This window comes from Sporolactobacillus sp. BBK16-2, assembly GCF_059878335.1.
Genome location: NZ_CM187611.1, coordinates 2304626 through 2325614, shown reverse-complemented (window position 1 = coordinate 2325614; position 20989 = coordinate 2304626). Strand labels below are relative to the sequence as shown.

General features: G+C 43.9%; 16 protein-coding genes and 1 riboswitch. Of the genes, 14 read left to right on the top strand and 2 right to left on the bottom strand.

The genetic code is table 11. The features are described 5' to 3' along the window. Positions 1-379: 379 nt before the first annotated feature. The 10 genes from AC6F33_RS11640 (at position 380) to AC6F33_RS11595 (ending at position 13318) form a co-directional block, all read left to right on the top strand. Positions 380-1147, top strand: coding sequence for a DeoR/GlpR family DNA-binding transcription regulator (locus tag AC6F33_RS11640; protein WP_255745712.1), 768 nt, complete (start codon positions 380-382; stop codon positions 1145-1147). A gap of 78 nt (positions 1148-1225) precedes the next feature. Further along, on the top strand, positions 1226-2179 hold the full coding sequence (locus AC6F33_RS11635; RefSeq protein WP_255745709.1) for a sugar-binding transcriptional regulator: 954 nt from the start codon (positions 1226-1228) through the stop codon (positions 2177-2179). 201 nt (positions 2180-2380) lie between these two features. Continuing rightward, positions 2381-3088 carry a fructose-6-phosphate aldolase gene (locus tag AC6F33_RS11630; RefSeq protein WP_255745706.1) on the top strand — a complete coding sequence of 236 codons (708 nt, stop codon included), beginning with the start codon at positions 2381-2383 and terminating at the stop codon, positions 3086-3088. A 326-nt stretch (positions 3089-3414) separates the two neighbouring features. After that, positions 3415-3966, top strand: coding sequence for a CvpA family protein (locus AC6F33_RS11625; protein WP_480948427.1), 552 nt, complete (start codon positions 3415-3417; stop codon positions 3964-3966). A gap of 33 nt (positions 3967-3999) precedes the next feature. Next, entirely contained in the window at positions 4000-5727 is a 1728-nt protein-coding gene (polX, locus tag AC6F33_RS11620; protein ID WP_480948426.1) for a DNA polymerase/3'-5' exonuclease PolX, read from the top strand. A 36-nt stretch (positions 5728-5763) separates the two neighbouring features. Further along, positions 5764-8121, top strand: a complete 2358-nt coding sequence (locus tag AC6F33_RS11615; RefSeq protein ID WP_255745698.1) for an endonuclease MutS2 — start codon at positions 5764-5766, stop codon at positions 8119-8121. A 95-nt stretch (positions 8122-8216) separates the two neighbouring features. Next, positions 8217-8534, top strand: a complete 318-nt coding sequence (trxA, locus tag AC6F33_RS11610) for a thioredoxin (RefSeq protein WP_253058713.1) — start codon at positions 8217-8219, stop codon at positions 8532-8534. Positions 8535-8789: 255 nt separating this feature from the next. Then, positions 8790-9725 carry an AEC family transporter gene (locus tag AC6F33_RS11605; RefSeq protein ID WP_255745696.1) on the top strand — a complete coding sequence of 312 codons (936 nt, stop codon included), beginning with the start codon at positions 8790-8792 and terminating at the stop codon, positions 9723-9725. 150 nt (positions 9726-9875) lie between these two features. Then, entirely contained in the window at positions 9876-11657 is a 1782-nt protein-coding gene (gene uvrC / locus AC6F33_RS11600) for an excinuclease ABC subunit UvrC (RefSeq protein ID WP_480948425.1), read from the top strand. A 60-nt stretch (positions 11658-11717) separates the two neighbouring features. After that, positions 11718-11911, top strand: a riboswitch (Lysine riboswitch). Positions 11912-12085: 174 nt separating this feature from the next. Then, positions 12086-13318 carry an aspartate kinase gene (locus AC6F33_RS11595; protein ID WP_255745690.1) on the top strand — a complete coding sequence of 411 codons (1233 nt, stop codon included), beginning with the start codon at positions 12086-12088 and terminating at the stop codon, positions 13316-13318. Positions 13319-13766: 448 nt separating this feature from the next. Here the strand turns inward: AC6F33_RS11595 and AC6F33_RS11590 are convergent, their stop codons facing one another. Then, positions 13767-14234 carry a YslB family protein gene (locus tag AC6F33_RS11590; RefSeq protein ID WP_255745687.1) on the bottom strand — a complete coding sequence of 156 codons (468 nt, stop codon included), beginning with the start codon at positions 14232-14234 and terminating at the stop codon, positions 13767-13769. 252 nt (positions 14235-14486) lie between these two features. Between AC6F33_RS11590 and AC6F33_RS11585 the strand changes: the two genes are divergently transcribed. The 3 genes from AC6F33_RS11585 to AC6F33_RS11575 all read left to right on the top strand — a co-directional run bounded on the left by AC6F33_RS11585 (position 14487) and on the right by AC6F33_RS11575 (position 17971). Continuing rightward, on the top strand, positions 14487-15920 hold the full coding sequence (locus AC6F33_RS11585; RefSeq protein WP_255749378.1) for a transposase: 1434 nt from the start codon (positions 14487-14489) through the stop codon (positions 15918-15920). A gap of 131 nt (positions 15921-16051) precedes the next feature. Then, a complete protein-coding gene (fumC, locus tag AC6F33_RS11580) occupies positions 16052-17440 on the top strand; it encodes a class II fumarate hydratase (protein WP_500777139.1) in 1389 nt (462 codons plus the stop codon). Positions 17441-17746: 306 nt separating this feature from the next. Continuing rightward, on the top strand, positions 17747-17971 hold the full coding sequence (locus AC6F33_RS11575; protein WP_010026148.1) for a helix-turn-helix domain-containing protein: 225 nt from the start codon (positions 17747-17749) through the stop codon (positions 17969-17971). Between the two features lie 169 nt (positions 17972-18140). Here AC6F33_RS11575 and AC6F33_RS11570 read toward each other — a convergent pair whose 3' ends face one another. Further along, a complete protein-coding gene (locus AC6F33_RS11570; protein ID WP_500778160.1) occupies positions 18141-19742 on the bottom strand; it encodes an AMP-binding protein in 1602 nt (533 codons plus the stop codon). A 518-nt stretch (positions 19743-20260) separates the two neighbouring features. Here AC6F33_RS11570 and AC6F33_RS11565 point away from each other — a divergent pair. Further along, positions 20261-20974, top strand: a complete 714-nt coding sequence (locus tag AC6F33_RS11565; protein WP_500777138.1) for an AraC family transcriptional regulator — start codon at positions 20261-20263, stop codon at positions 20972-20974. Positions 20975-20989: the final 15 nt, after the last annotated feature.

Below are 20989 nucleotides of genomic sequence, written 5' to 3'. Positions count from 1 at the left end.
TAAACGAATAAACCAGTGTCTTGACCGAGAATCAAAGCGGAGGTGCGAGACGCCTGCGGGATCAGCGTGCCAGCGAGACCCCGCAGATTTCTGCTTGTCTGAGGAGGCTCGCGGTGCGCCCGCGGCAAGCGAGCAACCGAAGCGATGATTCAACACTGTAAAGACACAAACCAATCACACATGGCTGGAGATTAAGGACCGGGCGCTTTTTGCTCGGTTTTTCTTATCTATCTACATCCCCTATTATAAAGAATATAAAGAAACATTCAATGAAAAACTTGGATTTTATAGCATATAACACATAAGTGCCAAATTTTATAATGAATTATAACGATTTCATGGTATAATTGGTTCAGTTAAAAGATCGGGGCGTTTACATGTGAAGGCATCAGAAATTCAGCAACGGCGCGAACAGATGACGCAACTACTCATCGAAAATAAAAAAATAAAGGTTAGGCAACTGGTTGAACACTTCCATGTGTCTGATGAGACAATTAGAAAAGATCTGAAATACTTGGAAGAACAAGGAATTTCTAAAACGGTTTATGGAGGAGCAGTGCTTGATCAATCGGATGCAATCGAACCGGTAATCAATCGAACGACCACATTTCTGGATGACAAGACAAAAATTGTGAAAGCTGCGCTTGAATTTTTACCTGAAACCTCTTGTGTCATCGGACTTGATCAAGGGAGTACGGTTGCTCTTCTCGCACGATATCTTAATCATTATCAGGGAAAGACTGTTCTCACCAGTTCTTTGACCGCAATCATGGAGTTAATGAATGGAAGCAATGACTTTTACTGTGTCGGCGGTCATTACAGTAAGGCAGATATGTCATTTCAAGGAAACTTTACAAGTCAGGCACTCAATGATATCCGCATTGATATCGGATTTTTCGGATCCAGCGGTGTCATGAACCGAGATGGTTTTTGTACATCGAGTTTTGCAGATGCCGAAATGAAGCGTGCACTGCTTGCAAAATGTCAGACGAAAATTGTTCTGCTTGATCACTCGAAATTTTCTAAAAGTTCATTTGTAAAGGCAGCCGATTGGGGAAGCGTTGATTGTGTGATTACGGATAAGCGGGCACCTGAAGAAGTGCTTGAACCAATCGCAACAAAGACAAAAGTCATCATTGCAAATTGAGATGGGCAAATCGGCGAATACTGGTATAGTCCAAATCAGTTGGCATTACGTTGATCTGTGATTTGAGGGTGAGGTACTGTGGAAAATAATAAAAAGCGTCTGTTAACTAAAATCGCTTATCTTTATTATATTAAGAGCAAGACGCAGAGCGAGATTTCGAAGGAACTGAACATTTACCGGACGAGCATCAGCCGCATGTTGACTCAGGCGAGAGCCGAGGGCATTGTCGCTATTCAGATCCACGATTTTGATCCTGAAATTTATGAACTCGAGTCTCAACTGCAAAAGATTTTTCACATGAAAGAGGTTGTGGTCATTTCAACGAGCCGGAATGATACGGAAACCGAAAAGGATGAAAAACTGGCTGAAGAAGCGGCTTTTTATTTAAAGCAGCTGATCAAAGGTGGAGAAACGGTCGGATTGAGTTGGGGTTCCTCACTTGCAAGCATGATCGGCAAGCTGAAAGGAGTCAAAAAAACAAATGCGACGTTTGTCCCTGTTGTTGGTGGGCCGAGCCATGTGAATTCACGCTATCATGTGAACGCAATTATTTATGATCTTGCCAGGCATTTTGGTGGAGAAAGCATTTTTATTAATGCGGGAGCCATTCAAGATTCCAAAATGCTGCGCGATGCGATCATGAATGGACATGATTTTCAGGAGATTAAGTCCTATTGGGAGCAACTGGACATCGCTATGTTTGGCATTGGCGGACCATTGAACAGTAAAGAAAGCAGCTGGCGTGATTATTTAACGGTTGTGGATAATCATAACTTGGCAAATCATCAAGCAATTGGCGACTTTTGCTGCAGATTCTTTGATGAGGATGGACACATTCTGAAGGAGAGCATCTATAATCGTACGATCGGAATTGATCCGGAATTGTTGGCAAAAGTACCTTACTCAATTGGTGTGGCACGTTCGTTAAACAAAGTGCCGTCTATTCATGCTTTGCTAAAGACTCCCTATATGAACACGCTTATAACGGATAGTGAAACTGCCCAAGCGATTATAAAAATAGCACGATTATGATTGACTTGTGCACATATGTGCATGAATATCTGCTTTTTATTCCAAAAAATCGCTTATTATCAGGATTTATTATGCACAGAAGAATATTAAATATGTGAGAGTATGTATTCATAATTCATTTCATGCTACGATGAAAGCGTAATCATTAGAGATGGATAATAAGATCACAAATGTGCAAATACTGAAAAGGGAGTGTTCGATATGGAGTTTCTACTTGATACGATTCATTTGGACGCAATTAAGAGATATGTTAAGGTGATTCCACTTGCCGGGGTGACCTCTAATCCGTCAATTGTTAAAAAAGAAGGCAAAATTGATCTGTTCACGCACTTAAAAACGGTTCGGTCGATCATTGGCGATCAGGCAACACTTCATGTACAGGTTGTCTCGGAAGATACGGAAGACATGATCAAGGATGCACATACCGTGTTAGAAAATGTGGATCGCAATGTGTACATCAAGGTTCCGGTAACCGAGGCGGGTTTGGCTGCCATCAAACGTTTGAAACAAGAAAATGTAAACGTTACCGCAACAGCAATCTATACGAAATTTCAAGGCTATCTGGCTATCCAGGCAGGTGCTGATTATATTGCCCCTTATTTCAACCGGATGGAAAACATGAACATTGATGCCAAAGCATCAATAGCAGAACTGGCTAAAGCCATTGAACGAACAGGCAGCCGCACAAAAATTCTTGCCGCCAGCTTTAAAAATGTCGGTCAGGTCAATACAGCGTTTGAAGTGGGTGCTCAGGCAGCGACCATGAGCGCGGATATTTTGGCTTCCGCTTTAGGCATGCCGGCCATCAATAAAGCGGTCACTGATTTCACTGCCGATTGGGAATCCGTTTTCGGAAAAGGGGAAACGATTTATACCTTGGCAAAGGATACGATTACTACGGGTAAATAAGTTGTGAAATAAACAAGGTTATATGGCATTAAAAAGGATGACAATTTTGTCATCCTTTTTGGTTACTTACAGGAGATATTTGATTGGTGCAAAGACAGGCTGATCATTGATCATGAATGGAATCATTGTGATGAATACCTGATGGTCTGTAATCAAGAACAATGAAACCTCACAAAAACGGTTCTTAGTATCGGCGAATCGACAGATACTCACATTTTTCATCTGCCGCCGTTTCTGATATGATAAGACTAAAAAGTGTCAACGTTTGCCTTGTTTTATTGGGACGGCGCTCATTTTACATAGGAAAGAAAGTTGGGATCGATCTTATGCTTCTCACACTCATTATATTGATCATACTCGCATCCGGATTCTTTAATGGATTTCGTCGCGGTCTGATTTTGCAATTGGTGCATCTTGCGGGCTTTGTCGTTGCCTATATCATTGCGATGATTTATTTTAAGCCGCTTGCGGGAACGTTGAAATTTTGGATTCCATTCCCTTCGTCGGCTTCTCAAAGTGATCTGTTTCAATTCCTCGGAAATATGGATTTGCAGACTGCTTATTATCGGGCGATCGCTTTTATTATATTATTTATCGCCACAAAGATTGTATTGACAATCCTAGGTTCAATGCTGAATTTCCTTGCTGAACTGCCGATTCTTCGTTCTGTCAATCATTTGAGCGGAGCGCTGATTGGTTTCGTTGAAGCCTATTTGATTATTTTCTTCTTGCTGTACGCCGGTTCACTGACACCGGTCGGCGGAATTCAATCGGCGATTGATCAATCAACGCTGGCACAATCAATGATTACGAGCACCCCCTACTTTTCAGATATGTTAAAAGAGATGTGGGTCGCATTCGCAGGTTGGGTGGGCTAAGAAAACAGGGCTTTCATTTGCACGATATAAAAGGTGAAGATTGTGAATAAAAAGCAAATTATAAATCAGCTGGATACCATTGCACTGTATCTGGAAATAAAGGGTGAAAACCCATTTAAAGTCGCTGCTTATCATCGCGCAGGTCTTGCCTTGGAGAATGATCCGCGTTCGATGGCAGGAATGAGTGATTTAAGTAAAATTAAAGGAATCGGTAAATCAACGGCGCAGGTCATTGAGGAATTAATGGCGCAAGGCGAGTCGTCTGTCTTGTTGGCACTTGAAAAAGACATACCTCATAGTTTGCTCGATCTTCTTCGCTTGCCTGGACTCGGCGGGAAAAAGATTGGGAAAATGTATCGAGAGCTCGGCGTTGTTGATCGTGATACATTGAAAGATGCCTGCGAGCAGGGGAAAGTCAGCCAATTGGCAGGATTCGGGAAAAAAACGGAAGAACATCTGTTGCAATCACTGAATGAACAGCTTCATCGGCCGAAAGAACTGCCAATCCCTTATATGCTTGATCTGGCTGAAAAAGTCGAGCGTGTATTGTGTTCAATCGAAACGGTAAGCCGTTTTGCGCACGCAGGCAGCCTCAGACGAGCAAAAGAGAAAATGAAGGATCTGGATTTTGTGATTGAGACTGCTGATCCTGAGGCTGTGTCGCGACAGCTTATTGAGAAACTGCCGATTCATGAGGTTGTCGGGCAAGGTGATGCAAAAATGACGGTGCAACTTGATGATCCGAATCAAGTATCCATCGACTTTCGCTTTGCGACACAGGAAATCTATGCATCGATGCTGCTACACTTTACCGGATCCAAGGAGCACAATGTTCTTTTACGTAGATTGGCAAAGGAACGCAACGAAAAAATCAGCGAATATGGGATTGAACGGGAAGACGGTTCCGTGCAAACTTTTAAAAGCGAAGAAGATATCTACCGCTACTTTGGCATGTCTTTTATTCCTCCACAAGCGCGAGAAGGAAAATCTGAATTGGATCTTGCGAAAAAGGGACCGTTGAACTTAATAAAGTTATCGGATATCAAAGGCGATCTTCATATGCACTCAACGTGGAGCGACGGATCGCATACGATCTCTGAAATGGCCGAAGCAATGCGCTCAAGAGGTTATCTCTACGCATGTCTGACCGATCATTCTCAGTCGCTTCGTGTTGCAAATGGGCTAAGTTCAGAACGTTTATTAGAACAAAATGAAAAAGTAAAGAAGATTAATGAGCATTATGATGATTTTACACTTTTCTCGGGCATTGAGATGGATATTTTGCCTGACGGATCACTGGATTATCCAAATGAAGTTCTGAGCAGACTGGACTTTGTGATTGCATCCATCCATTCTTCTTTCTCGCAGGATAAGAAGCAAATTATGAAGCGTTTGGAGAACGCCTGTCGAAATCCTTATGTTCGTCTGATTGCACACCCGACCGGACGAATGCTCGGAAAACGTCACGGATATGCTGTTGATGTGAGTCGGTTGATTGAATTAGCTAAGGAAACCGGAACGGCTCTTGAACTGAATGCCAGTCGGTTCCGATTGGATTTATCTTCAGAGTGGCTCAGCAAGGTGCAAGAGGCAGGCGTGAAAATCGCGATTAATACGGACAGCCACTCGCTGAAAATGATGGAAGACATGAAATTGGGTGTTGAGACGGCTATTCGTGCCGGCATCGAGCCGCAGAACGTTATTAATACTTGGCCGACAGATCGGCTTATGGACTTTTTTAAGAATAAAAAGGCCTTTTGAATGATGACCATCCTCAGATAGAGGGAGATGTTATTTGTGAATGAACATGCACTGAGAATTCTAGAATATGAAAAAATCAAACAGCAATTAATGCATTATACAGCTTCTTCATTAGGAAAAAACCGAATTGCGGATCTGACGCCTGCAGACAGCTTGAATGAAGTTAAACGAATGCAGGAGGAAACTGATGAAGGAGCAACGGTACTCCGATTAAGGGGATCTGTACCTTTTGGCGGTATTACTGATGTGCGTCAAGCGCTGAAACGTTCCAAAATAGGCGGTATTCTTCAGGCAAAAGAACTGATTGATATTGCCGACACCATTCGCGGCGCCCGTCTGATGAAAAATTTTATTACGGATTTGATCGAGGAAAGAGAACTTGAACTTCCAATTTTGATGGAACTCGCAGATTCGATTGATCCTCCGGGCAGCCTGGAACGGAAAATCCGTAGCACAATTGACGATCAAGGCGGTGTTATGGACTCGGCAAGTCCGGCTTTGCGTCATATTCGCAGCCAGATCCGAACCTGTGACAGCAGGGTGAAGCAGAAACTGGAGAGTATCGTCCGTTCGAGTGGAACAGCAAAAATGCTTTCCGAACAGATTATTACAATTCGTAATGATCGTCAGGTAATTCCGGTCAAACAGGAATATCGCGGATCGTTCGGCGGTATTGTCCATGATCAGTCTGCTTCAGGTGCAACCTTATTTATTGAACCACAAGCGATCGTTGACTTAAATAATCAGCTCAGTGAAGCACGGGCAAAAGAACGGCATGAAATTGAGCGGATCTTGCGTGTCCTTTCGGAAGAAACAGCAGAATTTGCCGAACCGATGTTGGAAAACGTTGAGGGATTGGCACAGCTCGACTTTATTTTTGCCAAAGCCGCATACGGACACCAGATGAAAGCGACACGTCCAAAGCTGAATGACAGCGGCATTATCCGTCTGAAGAAAGCACGTCATCCATTGATTAATCAGGACCAAGTTGTCCCGATTGATGTTGTATTTGACGAGCACACACATGCACTAATTGTCACAGGACCGAATACCGGAGGCAAAACGGTATCGTTGAAAACGATTGGTTTGCTTACGCTCATGGCACAATCCGGGCTTCAAATACCGGTTGACGAAGAATCGGAAGCGAGTGTATTCCGCGAAGTCTTTGCTGATATTGGTGATGAACAATCGATTGAGCAGAGTCTCAGTACCTTTTCGTCACACATGACGAACATTGTTAAAATCTTGAAGATGGTCGATTTTAACAGCCTTGTTCTCTTCGATGAGCTGGGTGCAGGAACTGACCCTCAGGAAGGTGCAGCTTTGTCTATGTCGATTCTCGATGCCGTTTATGGTAAAGGAGCCACAATTGTCTGTACGACCCATTACAGCGAGCTAAAAGCATATGCATATGAACGGCCGGGTGTCATGAACGCTAGTGTTGAATTCGATGTGGAAACACTGAGCCCGACTTATCGCTTGCTTCTCGGTGTTCCGGGACGAAGCAACGCGTTTGAAATTTCACGGAAATTAGGCTTACCGGCCGATATTATTGACGGCGCCAGACTCCAGATCAGCCGCGAGACCAACCAGGTCGATAAGATGATCGCTTCATTGGAAAAGAATCGGAAAGCTGCCGAGATGGAGGAAGAAAAAGCACGTCATCTGAAGCTTGAAGTAGAAGCAAAAGAAGCAGATTTGTCTAAGCGCTTGAATGAATTGGAACGCTCAAAAGAGGACATTCTGAAGAAAGCGCGCGAGAAAGCGGAGCAGGCGCTTAAAGATGCACGGCGCGAGGCAGAGGAAATTATAAATGAGCTGCACCAATTTAAAAATAACGGCTTGGTCAAGGAGCATCAACTCATTGACGCAAAGACCAAATTGGCGCATGCGCTGGATTCTCTTGAACAAAAAGATTCGTCCAATACGTCGAAGCCTGTTCAAAAAGTGGTATCTGGGTTTCAGCCTGGCGACGCAGTAAAGATTATCAGTTTCGGTCAGACCGGATACATTGTCAATAAAATCGGTGATCAAGAATATCTGGTACAAGCCGGTATCTTGAAAATGAATGTCAAAGCAAGCGATTTGAAAAAAGTTAAAGAAGAGAAGAAGGTTAAACCGGTCGTTAATGTGCGTACTTCAGGACAAACGGTGCGTCCGGAACTTGACCTCCGCGGCGAACGCTATGAAGATGCGATGCTGAAGGTTGAGAAATACTTGGATGAAGCGCTGCTTGCAGGCTATGCACGCGTCTCGATCATTCATGGTAAGGGTACCGGTGCACTGCGCAAGGGTGTCACTCAATTAATCGATCGCCACCCGCGTGTGAAGGCGTCGCGTCTCGGTGCCCAGGGTGAAGGCGGCAGCGGCGTGACGGTCGTTGAATTCAAGTAATGTGTGCGCCAAGCTGAATAATGGAATCTCGTGTTGGCACATGCTATACTGTGTGACATAGAGCATATTGAACTATTTGAGGAGGTCTTTCTGTAATGGCAATTAGTCAGGTAAACGATGCAAATTTTGCGGATGAAACTTCAAAGGGACTTGTTTTAGCCGATTTTTGGGCTACTTGGTGCGGACCATGCAAAATGATGGCACCTGTTTTGGAAGAAGTGAATTCCGAATTAGCAGATAATCTTAAAATCGTAAAGCTGGATGTTGATGAAAATCAAGCGACAGCAAGCAAGTACGGAGTTATGAGTATTCCTACCATGTTCTTGTTCAAAGACGGCGAAGTGGTTGACAAAGTTGTCGGCTTCCAACCGAAAGAAGCCCTTGCTGAACGCATCAAACAGCATATCGGCTGATTGATTAGTAAAAAATATAGTGAAATCCATGGAAAACCGGGACGTATCGCATTTATATGCGGCGACGCCCGGTTTTTTCGTGCGCTGATCAGCATGCCGGCTTGTAAAGCATTGACAATATACTGTCACAAATTATTGTTTTAATTTTTAAAATAGTTATTGACTATGATTCTGGCTAAGAGGTATGCTCATTGATACAAGAAAGTAAAAAATGACAGTGAATAGTTGACGCATGTCAGTTGTGGAGGCACTCAGGTGGGCACCTTTTTTCAAGGCATTCAAGGGATTTTAGTCATAATTATAATGATCAGCGTGGGTTATGTATTGGCTCATCGCGGCTGGTTTGATAAAAAAACAAGTAAATTAATTGCTAAATTGGTAACGCAAATTGCGCTTCCTGCTTATATGATTAGCACAATTACCAACCATTTTACAAGTAAAGAATTAATTGAATTACTGCCGAATCTGCGCTTTCCGATTCTGTCGATGCTGATTTTGTTCGCCATCTCATTTTGGGCAGTTAAGATCTTTTCTGTTCAGAAAAATCATAGCGGATTGTTCAAATCAATGTTTTGCAACTCGAATACGGTTTTCATCGGTCTGCCTGTTAATCTTGCTCTGTTCGGTGAGCAAAGTCTTCCCTATGTTCTTGTATTTTATATGGCCAATACGACTTTTTTCTGGACACTGGGTGTCTACCTGATTCAACGTGATGGAAACTATCTAAGCAAAATCAGTTGGAAGCAAACGCTCGGTAAAATTTTTTCACCGCCGCTGCTTGGCTTTATAGTAGGTGTTATTCTGGTTCTTCTGCATGTGAAACTGCCCGCTTTTTTAATGTCCGATTTTAACTATATCGGCGGGCTCACCATTCCGTTATCGATGATTTTTATTGGTATTGCGATTCATCAGGCGGGTCTGAGCAAACTCCGTCTTAATAAGGACAATATTGGTGTCCTGATCGGCCGTTTTGTTGCAGCACCTGCAATTATGACCCTGTTGGTGCTGCCGGCACCGATGCCCGCACTCATGAAGGAGGTCTTTATTTTGCAGTCGGCGATGCCGGTCATGACGAATGCCCCGGTTGTCTCAGAATTGTATCATGCAGATTCGGACTATGCGGCCGTAATGGTGACGGAAACAACGCTCCTCAGTATGATTGAAATTCCTATTCTGATGACTATTTTTTAAACGAATAGATCTAAGCTTGGACAGAGGCGCTTATTTTTTCGCCACTGTCCTTTTTTGTTCCGGACTCTAAAAAGTTGAATGTTTTTCTGATCTCTTAGATAATAAAAGATAGTATGCAAGAATCAAGAAACAAAGGATGATCGATAACTGATGGTCAATCAGAAAATAAAAGAAAAGCTGAGCTTGCTTCCGAAGCAGCCTGGCTGCTATCAAATGAAGAACACTCAAGGAGAGATTATATATGTAGGGAAAGCGAAGAATCTGTTCAATCGCGTCCATTCCTACTTCAGCGGTTCCCATGATGCGAAGACGCAGCGGCTCGTTGCGGATATCGCTGATTTTGAGTATATTGTTGTTTCATCAGAAATCGAGTCACTGCTGCTCGAGATCAATTTAATCAAGAAGTATGAGCCGAGATACAACATCATGCTGAAGGATGATAAGAGCTATCCATTTATTAAGCTGACGACTGAGAAGTACCCACGGCTGATTATTACGCGCAAGGTGAATCGAAAGAGCGGCAAGTATTTCGGTCCCTATCCAAACGTTACTGCCGCAAACGAGACGAAGCGGCTGCTCGATCATCTCTATCCATTGCGCAAATGCCGCACTTTGCCAAACCGAGTCTGCTTGTACTATCATATCGGGCAGTGTTTGGCACCATGCGTTTACGATATTCCGAAAGAAACCTATGAGTCAATGGCCGATGACATTACGCGTTTTCTCAATGGCGGTTACCAGGATGTGAAAAAACGCCTGAAAGAAGAAATGCTTGAAGCCTCCGAACAGCTCAATTTTGAAAAGGCGAAGGAACTGCGTGACCAGATTAGCAATATTGAAACGGTAATGGAGAAACAAAAAATTATTTTTAATGATTTGGATGATCGCGACGTCTTTGGCTACGCCTTTGACAAAGGATGGATGTGTGTCCAGGTGTTCTTCATGCGCCAAGGAAAATTGATTGAGCGTAAGGTGTCACTGTTCCCATTTTATCAAGAGCCTGAGGAAGACTTCCTGACTTTTATCGGTCAATTTTATAGCCATCAAAATCACATTAAGCCGAAAGAAGTTCTGATCCCGAATTCGGTCGATAAGAGCCTGATTGAACAGATGTTGGAAACCGAAGTCCTTCAACCTCAGCGCGGACGAAAAAAAGATCTTGTTGCGATGGCGGTCAAAAATGCCGGCATCGCACTTAAGGAAAAATTTGCCCTGATCGAGCGTGATGAGAAGCGGACGATCGGAGCAGTTGAACAGCTTGGAGAAGCCTTGGACATGCCGGCACCGCGCCGCATTGAAACGTTCGATAACTCGAATATCCAAGGGGCCGATCCGGTTTCAGCAATGGTTGTGTTCGAGGATGGGCGCCCAAAGAAAAATGACTACCGGAAATATCGTGTGAAGACAGTAAATGGACCGGACGATTATGCGACGATGCGCGAGGTTGTGCGCAGGCGTTACGCACGCATTTTGAAAGAAGGCAAACCGCTGCCCGATTTGATTCTGATTGACGGGGGTAAAGGGCAGCTTTCCGCAGCGATTGACGTGCTCGAAAATGAGTTTGGCCTCTATGTTCCTGTTGCCGGACTTGTGAAGGACGATAAGCATCGAACATCACAGCTTGTCATCGGCGAACCTCCTCAGCTCGTCTCACTGGCGCGAAACAGTCAAGCATTTTACTTGTTGCAGCGTATCCAAGATGAGGTGCATCGATTCGCTATTACTTTCCATCGACAGGTCCGCGCGAAATCGATGATTCACTCTCTGCTGGACGACATTCCGGGAATCGGCAGGCAGCGTAAGCAAATGCTGCTACGCAAATTCGGTTCGATGAAAAAAATACGCGAAGCAAGCCGAGAAGAATTGCAAGAAGCCGGATTACCTGAAAAAGTGGCTGAATCAATGAGAAACTATTTGGACACGGAGCAATAAAGGGTATTGTCTCGGTTCGCTAGGTTTGTTATAATTTCCGTAACTTAATTTTCAAATATCTGAAGTGATAGAGGAGCAGTCTTCATTAGTAAGCCGCGCGAGAAAGATGGAATTCATTGACCGCGGCGGAAAGGGAAACCTGCCGAAGCCGGAACGACTTCATCATCGTTCCGGGCTGGATCTGCACTGAACAAGTGCAGGGCTGTCATACTTTTTTAAAATTACTTTTAAAAGTGTGGAGAACTATCTCAGCATGTTGAAAAACGATTGACTGTTCAACAGCGGGGATCTCTCGCTGTTCTTTTTGTCACTGACGATAACGAATAATGAGGAGCACGTTCTTATCAAGTGATCCCGTGTCTTCATTACAGAGGATCCGGAAAGAGCGAAGATAATAATGCCGGTCATAGTTTAAAGGAGCGAGTGCAGTGGCTTTAACGGTAATGAAGTTTGGCGGAACATCAGTTGCGTCAGTGGAACGGTTGCAGAAGGTAGCGGATAAAGTTATTAAGAAAAAAGAGGCCGGTAATCAAGTAATTGTGGTTGTTTCAGCAATGGGGAAAACAACGGACACACTTGTTTCAATGGCCGGAGAGATTTCCGATCGGCCGTCAAAGAGGGAAATGGATGTGCTTTTGTCGACAGGAGAGCAGGTAACCATCGCATTGCTGTCCATGGTTCTGAACGAACGCGGCTATCATGCAATATCATTTACCGGTTGGCAAGCCGGGATCAAAACGGAAGCAGTTCACGAAAGTGCGAAGATCTCGTCAATTGACACCTCATTGATCCGTCCACAGTTGAAGAAAGGATCGATTGTGATTGTGGCCGGATTCCAAGGTGTGACAGAGGACGGCGAAATCACAACGCTGGGCAGAGGCGGTTCGGATACTTCAGCTGTGGCGATTGCAGCGGCATTCGGTGCGAAGCGATGTGAGATCCACACGGATGTGACCGGGGTCTTTACAACAGATCCGCGCTACGTGAAAAAGGCGCGAAAGCTGAAGGAAATCAGTTATGACGAAATGCTTGAAATGGCCTATCTTGGAGCTGGTGTGCTACATCCGCGCGCTGTTGAGTATGCGAAGAACAGCCATCTTGAGCTGGTCGTATGCTCATCATTCTCCGAAGAAGAGGGTACGGTAATTAAGGAGGAAGTGTCAATGGAGAAGACAAAGTCGGTTAGAGGACTTGCTTTTGAGAAAAATGTGACGAAGGTGACGCTGCTTGGACTTCCAAATAATGTAGCAGCGGTATCGCGCGTGTTCGATGCAATTGCGGCGAAACATATTAACATTGACGTCATTGTTCAGAACGTCCTCGATGAAGCAAGAACAAGTCTTTCGTTCACTGTTGATCATGATGTACTCAATGAAACACTTGACGTGCTGCGCGCTCAGGAAGCAGAACTTGAATATCATAAAATGATCTTTGAGTCCGAACTTGCCAAGGTTTCGATTGTCGGATCGGGTATGGCATCAAATCCAGGTGTCGCGGCAGAAATGTTTCATGCCTTAGCTGAAAAAGATATTAAGGTCAAGATGATCAGTACGTCGGAAATCAAAGTCTCAACGATTATTGATGAAAATAAACTGATGCTGGCGCTCGATACCCTTCATGAAACCTTTCATTTGGCAGAAGAGGAATCCATGAGTTTATAAAAATTACGGCTTTTAAAAGCAGGCAGCCCGCCTGCTTTTTTTACAAGTAAAGAAAGTATAAGATTTTACCCCATATTTAAACGAATAAACCAGTGCCTTGACCGAGAATCAAAGCGGAGGTGCGAGACGCCTGCGGGTGCGGCCCTGTTGATCGCGTGCCAGCGAGACCCCGCAGATTTCTGCTTGTCTGAGGAGGCTCGCGGTGCGCCCGCGGTCGCGCTCAGTTGATGCGAGCAACCGAAGCGATGATTCAACACTGTAATGACACAAACCAATCACACATGGCTGGAGATTAAAGACCGGGCGCTTTTCGCCCGGTTTTTCTTAGATACTTTCGTTTGAAGATGTGGACTGCATATAAGTAAACTGTTTTGCTAGAAGTTAATCAAACAGCACCTCAAGGGTTTCATTCCCTGAGGTGCTGTTTATTTGAGATCATTGCCAACCATTAATTTTCTGTACCAACCGGATCCTTTACATCCCATTTAATGAGAAAGATTACCTTCTTTTGACGTCCGGTCTTTGTTTCCATATAACTCTCAGCAACGCAGCCGGTCTGCCGCTGTATCTGTTCGGCAATAAACCCTGATTCTAATGCAAAACTGCTTGAATCCGAATAATCTTTGATTCTCGATTCAACGAGCGGAGAACTACATTCAAAAGTCATTTTATTTTTTTCCTTATTCACTTGCTCCAAAACGCCCCATCCGGCTTGATCAAAAAAGTCAATAATCTGCTGCTCATTGTCGAGCGGATATTGACGTGCTATTTTACGTCCCGACCAATACAGGATCGATGCCGTTTCCTTGCCGAGCAGTTCGGGAATTAGTAAATTTCTTATGAGTTCATAACCGAAAGCCGGTACGGTCGCGTCTCCATAGTGTTCCGGCTGCGGACAGGTATTGTTTCTCGTCATCTTCATCCCTCCATTGACTATTATAACTGTCTTTTCTCTGTTTCACTACGACAGATAAACGTAATATGTGTTTTATTTTTTCGATACTGCTTTACTTACTGGAGAGTGAAAAGTTCTGTGTAAATAAAACAAAAGGATAACCCTTAAATGGGATTTTATGGTATCCTCTAATTCACCACAAATAGAGAGGAAAAATCGCCAAGGGTTATCGTTCTTCTAGTTTATCCTGTTCCTTCGCGATTGACTAGTGCCATGTTAAAATTTATCGATTCTATACTTCTGTTATTCCGTTCTTGTTTCCATAGATTCGCCGCATTCAAATGGTTTGTTGTGATCATTACCGGTTTGATGATTCGCTCCGATTCTCTTGGGGTCACTTCCGTGATTCGTGACTTGACCCTCAATCCTAGAGGTTATGAATCGATGATTCATTTTTTTCGCTCCTCTGCTTGGTCACTGGATGATTTACGTCAGAAATGGCTGCACATTGTGCTCCAGTTTGCGCCACTTAAGCGTGAAGGAGAAGCCGTGATTCTCGTTGGCGATGGGGTCAAACAGGCGAAAGAAGCGCGACACATGCCGGGCGTAAAGAAGCTTTATCAAGAGTCCGAGGATGTGTCCAAATCTGCTTTCATCTTTGGTCATCTCTGGGGCGCCGTCGGCGTCCTGATGGGAACCACAGGCAAAGTCCTTTGCCTACCTCTATTCCTTAACCTTCAAGACGGGGTCAAAAGCATCTTTAGCTGGGAGGACGGTCACAAAGCGTGTGACGATTCGCATGTGGTTCAGATGATCGATCAAGGCTATGCCGCAGCTAAAGTTCTGGGGCATGCGCTGTTTCTCCTTGATCGTTATTTTTTATCGGTGCCGGCGCTTCAACGACTCGATCTGCGGAATCAGGAAGGGACGGTGAAACTGGATCTGGTAACCCGAGCCAAAGCTTCCGCAGCGGCCTATGAGTATCCCGTTCAAACGGGGCGAAGGGGGCGGCCAAGAAAGAAAGGGGCGAAGGTCAAGCTGAACACCCTGTTTGCTTCCCGAAGCGACGCGTTTCAGGCGGTCACACTTCCGTTGTATGGTAAAGAAGAACCCGTGTCGTATCTCTGTCGGGATCTGCTTTGGGGTACGGGGATGTATCACGAACTGCGCTTTGTACTGGTTAAGATGTGCGGGCGGCAGGACATTCTGGTAAGCACGGATCTGACCTTGTCTCCCGAAGCGATCATACGTCTCTATGCTCGGCGTTTTACCATCGAAACCACCTTTCGGACAATGAAACAGTCCTTGGGAGCCTTCACGTATCATTTTTGGAGTCGATCCATGCCGAAACTGAAACGTTACCTTAAAAAGGATGAATCTCAGCCGGTGGATCAGGTGGTCGACCGGAACGCCCGGAAACAAATCCTACAAGCGGTGAACGCCATGGAAGGATACATGATGTGCAGTTGTATCGCGCTGGGACTTCTTCAGATGGTGGCCTTACGCTACTCAAAGAGAGTGCCACAACTGTTTTTTCGTTATTTGCGCACGCCATCGAAAGGTATTGTCTCTGAAGCGACCGTTATGGTCTATTTGCGCCGTTCGATTTTTTGCCTGTTTGCCCGAAACCCACGTTTAACCATAACGCAAATAATTAGAGAAAAGCAGGAAACACCTGAAGTACAGGACGAATTACGAATTTCTTAGCAGCTTAGAACTTTTGACTGTCGAGTTTACTTAATGAACAGAAATGTGAATGATTAATAATTGGTATTTCACAAATCAGGTAATTTATGTGACACTGAGTATAGAATTAATGGAAGGGAAGAGACAAATTCATGGAATATAGACTGGAGCATGACACACTCGGCGAAGTTAAGGTGCCGGCTGATCGCTTATGGGCAGCTCAGACACAAAGAAGTAAGGATAATTTTAAAATAGGCTGGGAAAGGATGCCATTGGAAATTGTTCATGCGTTCGCAATTTTAAAAAAAAGTGCAGCATTGGCAAATCAAAAACTGGGAACATTGAATACAGCGAAAGCAGAGGCAATTGCAGCTGCCGCTGATGAAGTAATTGCAGGACAATGGAATGATGAGTTTCCTCTTGTCGTTTGGCAAACCGGTAGCGGCACGCAATCAAATATGAATATGAATGAAGTGCTTGCCAATCGCGCAAATCAACTGTTGAAGGATAAAGACAGTGACCTACGCGTTCATCCCAATGACGATGTTAATAAAGCGCAAAGCTCAAACGACACGTTCCCTACTGCGCTCCATATTGCTGCCGTACAAGCGATTGAAAATCAACTGTTGCCGGCATTGGACGAGCTGAAGGCTACACTTGACGCAAAATCGCAGGAGTTCGCCGAGGTGGTTAAAATCGGTCGTACACATTTGCAGGATGCGGTTCCGCTCACCGTAGGTCAAGAGATCAGCGGATGGGCGTTCATGCTTAAAGAATCGAAGGCACTCATCGAAGGAACCCTAAATCATTTAAAGAGCTTAGCAATCGGCGGGACTGCTGTTGGAACCGGCTTAAATGCACCTGCGGAATTTGGTGATCAGGCCGCGAAAGAAATCAGCATTATGACTGGCAAAGAGTTTTATGCATCGGATAATAAGTTTCATGCGCTGACCAGCCATGACGCGTTGGTGGCGGCACATGGTGCATTAAAGGCACTCGCGGCAGATCTAATGAAAATTGCCAACGATGTGCGCTGGCTTGCGAGCGGACCGCGCTGCGGATTCGGCGAATTAGAGATCCCGGCAAATGAACCGGGCAGCTCCATTATGCCCGGCAAGGTAAATCCTACCCAGGCCGAGGCCGTTACAATGGTTGCCGTCCAGGTTATGGGGAATGATGCAGCGATTGGATTTGCAGCGAGCCAGGGTAATTTTGAATTAAACGTATTCAAGCCCGTTATCGGGTACAATTTTCTTCAATCTGCCAAGTTATTGACTGATGTCATGCAGTCGTTTACGATTCATTGTACTGTAGGGATGAAAGTAAATCAGGAAAAAATCGACTATTTCCTTCATCATTCATTGATGCTGGTTACTGCCTTGAATCCCAAAATTGGCTATGAAAAATCAGCGGAAATATCAAAGCTCGCCCATCAGGAGGGCATCAGCTTAAAAGAAGCAGCTCTGAAACTTGGCCTGCTCACCAGTGAAGAGTTCGATGCCTATGTTAAGCCTGAAGAAATGGTGCACCCGCATCAATAAATACACTGATTGTTAAATCGACCGTTTATTCGCAGTAATTCGCGGATGAACGGTCTTTTTGTCACAAAATGTTCTGTGATACCCTGCCTAGCAGAATCACTCAGAAAGCTTTAAATGATTGGAATTACATTCGACATCGAGCAGTTGAATGCGGTTTCGAACGCTATATATCTTCAATGTGCAATCATTGTACGGGCGTTTGCGTAAAATACTTATTCTTGGCACGCATCGACCTTGTTTTCATAAAATGTAAATGACTAAAAGCCTTCCCCAACCGTTCTTTTGCTGAGCAAGGAGGGGGAATTTTTGAAGGAAGAATATCACCGTCCAAAGCCTTTGCTGACGAAGAGGGAAAGAGAAGTTTTCGAACTGCTTGTCCAAGACAAGACGACCCGAGACATAGCTAAAGAACTCTTCATAAGTGAAAAGACTGTTCGTAATCACATTTCAAACACCATGCAAAAATTAGGTGTGAAAGGACGCTCCCAGGCAGTCGTTGAACTGCTCAGGCTCGGAGAACTCAAATTATAGCATCAGCCGGTTCCTGTTAAAGGGCCGGCTGTTGTTTTTTTATCGTAATTCGAGAAAGTTAAAAATTCCTCTGAAAAAAGATGGTTTACCTATTAAATGTAGCCGTTAGGCCGGCTGTTCTGTAAGAGCCGTGCAGTCTTTTTAGAACGTTTTTGTTTGACGAATTCTATCAAACGAGATTTATCCCGCATCGCCTGATTTTCCTTGTTGTTGTTTTTTCAAATTCTTTTTCTAGAATTTCGAACACACGGATGTGTTTATAATCCGGTATTTTGTTGTTTACTTCATCAATAATTGATTTGATCATGGCTTGAAGTTCTTCTTTTGCAGGCAGATGACCGATTAGTTCGGTCATGGAATCTAAATTCGGGAATATCTTGGCCTTCACACAGATGCTTCCATTATGGTCATTTCCAGAAAGAATAAGCGCTTCGCTAATCGTCTCTTTTTCCAAGAGCCGCGCTTCTAATTCCTCAGGATAAATATTTTTGCCATTAGCTGTTACAATCACATTCTTCATGCGTCCTTTGATATATAAAGCCCCGTCCTTATCAATGCATCCCAAATCACCTGTCCGAAAATAGCCGTTGCGGAATGTGTTTGCCGTGGCCACCGGATCGTTATAGTAACCAAGCATGATGTTATCGCCTTTGGCCAAAATTTCGCCGACACCGGCATCATTGGGGCTGTCGATCATCAATTCGACGCCGGGAACAGCAACGCCTGTCGATTTGGCATTGAAATAAAAATCATTGTTTCCTGCCAAAAGAGGTGCGGTTTCAGTGAGCCCATAGCCTTGCAACGCTTGAATACCAAACGCCAGAAAATCTTCGACCACAGCAGAGGGAAGATCTGCTCCGCCGACAATGCATGTATGAATTTTTCCCCCAAGTGATTTCTTCACTTTTCGCCGGATCGCCATCCTTACAAGCGCAGGCAAATTGGGAAGCGTCATCGAGATTGAAGATGCTTTGAGCATGGTTTGATATTTTACCGGACTATTCTTTACAATAGCCGCTTGAATGCGCTTGTCTAAAAGCTGAAGCAGCGCGGGAACGACGACGAGAATCGTTGGGCTGTATTCAAGAATGTTGCGGCGTATGGCATTCAGACTGTCGGCGTAAGCAATGCAGGCTCCGCGTGACAGAATAAGCAAGCAATCCAAAGTGCATTCGTACGTATGACAAAGGGGCAGAATGGAAAGCGTTTTGTCGCGCGACGTGATCTTTACGATTTGCGAAGTCGCAAAAATATTAGCGCAAATATTCTTTTGAGAAAGGCACACACCTTTTGGATTTCCGGACGTGCCTGAAGTGAAAATAAGCACACTCATTTCATTTTCATCAATCGGAATCGTGTCAATTCGCGTGTCATCCGCAGGGATCGGTGACATGGTGTCCTGCAAAGGCAGAAGTAATCGTTTGCTGCTGATGATCGGTTGCAATTGCTCGAGTATCTCTTTGTCCGCACATACCGCGGCACAATCAGCACTGACAATGAATTGATGCATATCTTCCGGCGACAGTTCGCGATCGATTGGAACTGCCACACCGACTGAAGCGGCGCACGCATAGTGCAGCACCCATGCATAGCTGTTTTTACCGATGACTGCGATTCGCTTACCGGACAAGCCAAGATCTAGAAAAAGCGTGCCTACTGCCCTGTACCCCTCTTTAAATTGAGAATAACTCACATATCGGTAGCTCCCGCTCCCAATCTTTATCTGGAAGGCAGACTTTTTCCTGAACTTCTTTGCGCTTGCGTAAATCATTTCCCGAAAATCAGTATACCGTGTGGCTTTGTTGAACTGTTTTGTTCTCAAATTATTGCCCCTTCGCCTGTTTGTCATGTATGAATATTCAGCAATTTATCTAAGTCAATTTTTCATCCAGTTGCCAAATGGCAATGGATTGAGAGCATAATTTTTTAGTTTTTAATATCCCTTCTAAATACGTTATTTTTTGCGGATAGTTTCAATTTATTACAAGAGGAATTACTGATTATTTTCACAGGTGCTTCTGTTGATTCATTTGAATTAAGTCAGTGAAGTATCGTGATTCGGCAGTGAAAAGTTTAGCTTTAGAAAACAGGCAGTTTTGCGGCTTTATTTTGTTCTGAAATGCGATAAGATGAGGTTATCCTAATTATTAAGTTTACCAGTAAATTGTTGCTGTGACCTATGGAAAATGTCAAAGTTATTGCGATAAAAGGTTATCTACATCTGTCATATATATATAATCCTTGTCTCATAGTCAATGAAAGATTCAGGGAACAAAAGGCGGTGTTTTGGTGGATGTTTCTCGGAAGCTAGCGATTGAAGCGTTGCAGGATCAAATTTCGGATCAGTTTGATCAGAGCATATTGAATATCTTAAACGGCGAAATGATGTATAAAGAATTTTCTACACAAGGGTTAATGGGCAGTGGTGATTTTGCTCCCTTCAATGAAGCCATGTGTTCAAACGACACACATCAAACAATTTTTAGTGAACCTTTTAATAAAATGAGAGCGTTCGGACATCAAGTATCATTAGCAAAATATGAGAAGCTCACAATTGCTCCTTTAAAACCTCTTTTTGAAAAACATTATGAGTGTATTGTTTTGTGGTTCGGGGATGACATGTTTTGTCAAATGAATTTTTTAACTGTATTGGCCTATTTGGATCAAATCGAGTACAAAGGAAAGGTATTCTTCCAGAAAGTGAACGAAACGACTTATGAGGTTGAAGAAACGGAACTTGTTCCGGATGGTTATAAAAAAATTTATGTGCAGGTATTAATCCATCATTGTTTGCCAAATCTTCAATTAATGCCTGTTATGTACCAGGGAATCAAGCTCTATTTAGAGTATCTAAAGAAAGATAACGAGATCACGGCGTTTATAAAAAAAAATAGAGATCGTTCTCAAGATGAACTCGTAAACGAATTATTTCGTGTTTTTCCTCAATATGGTTTGGGAGATCTGCAATACATAAAAATCATAAACACGATAAAAAATGCCTAATAAAAAGGAGCTTCT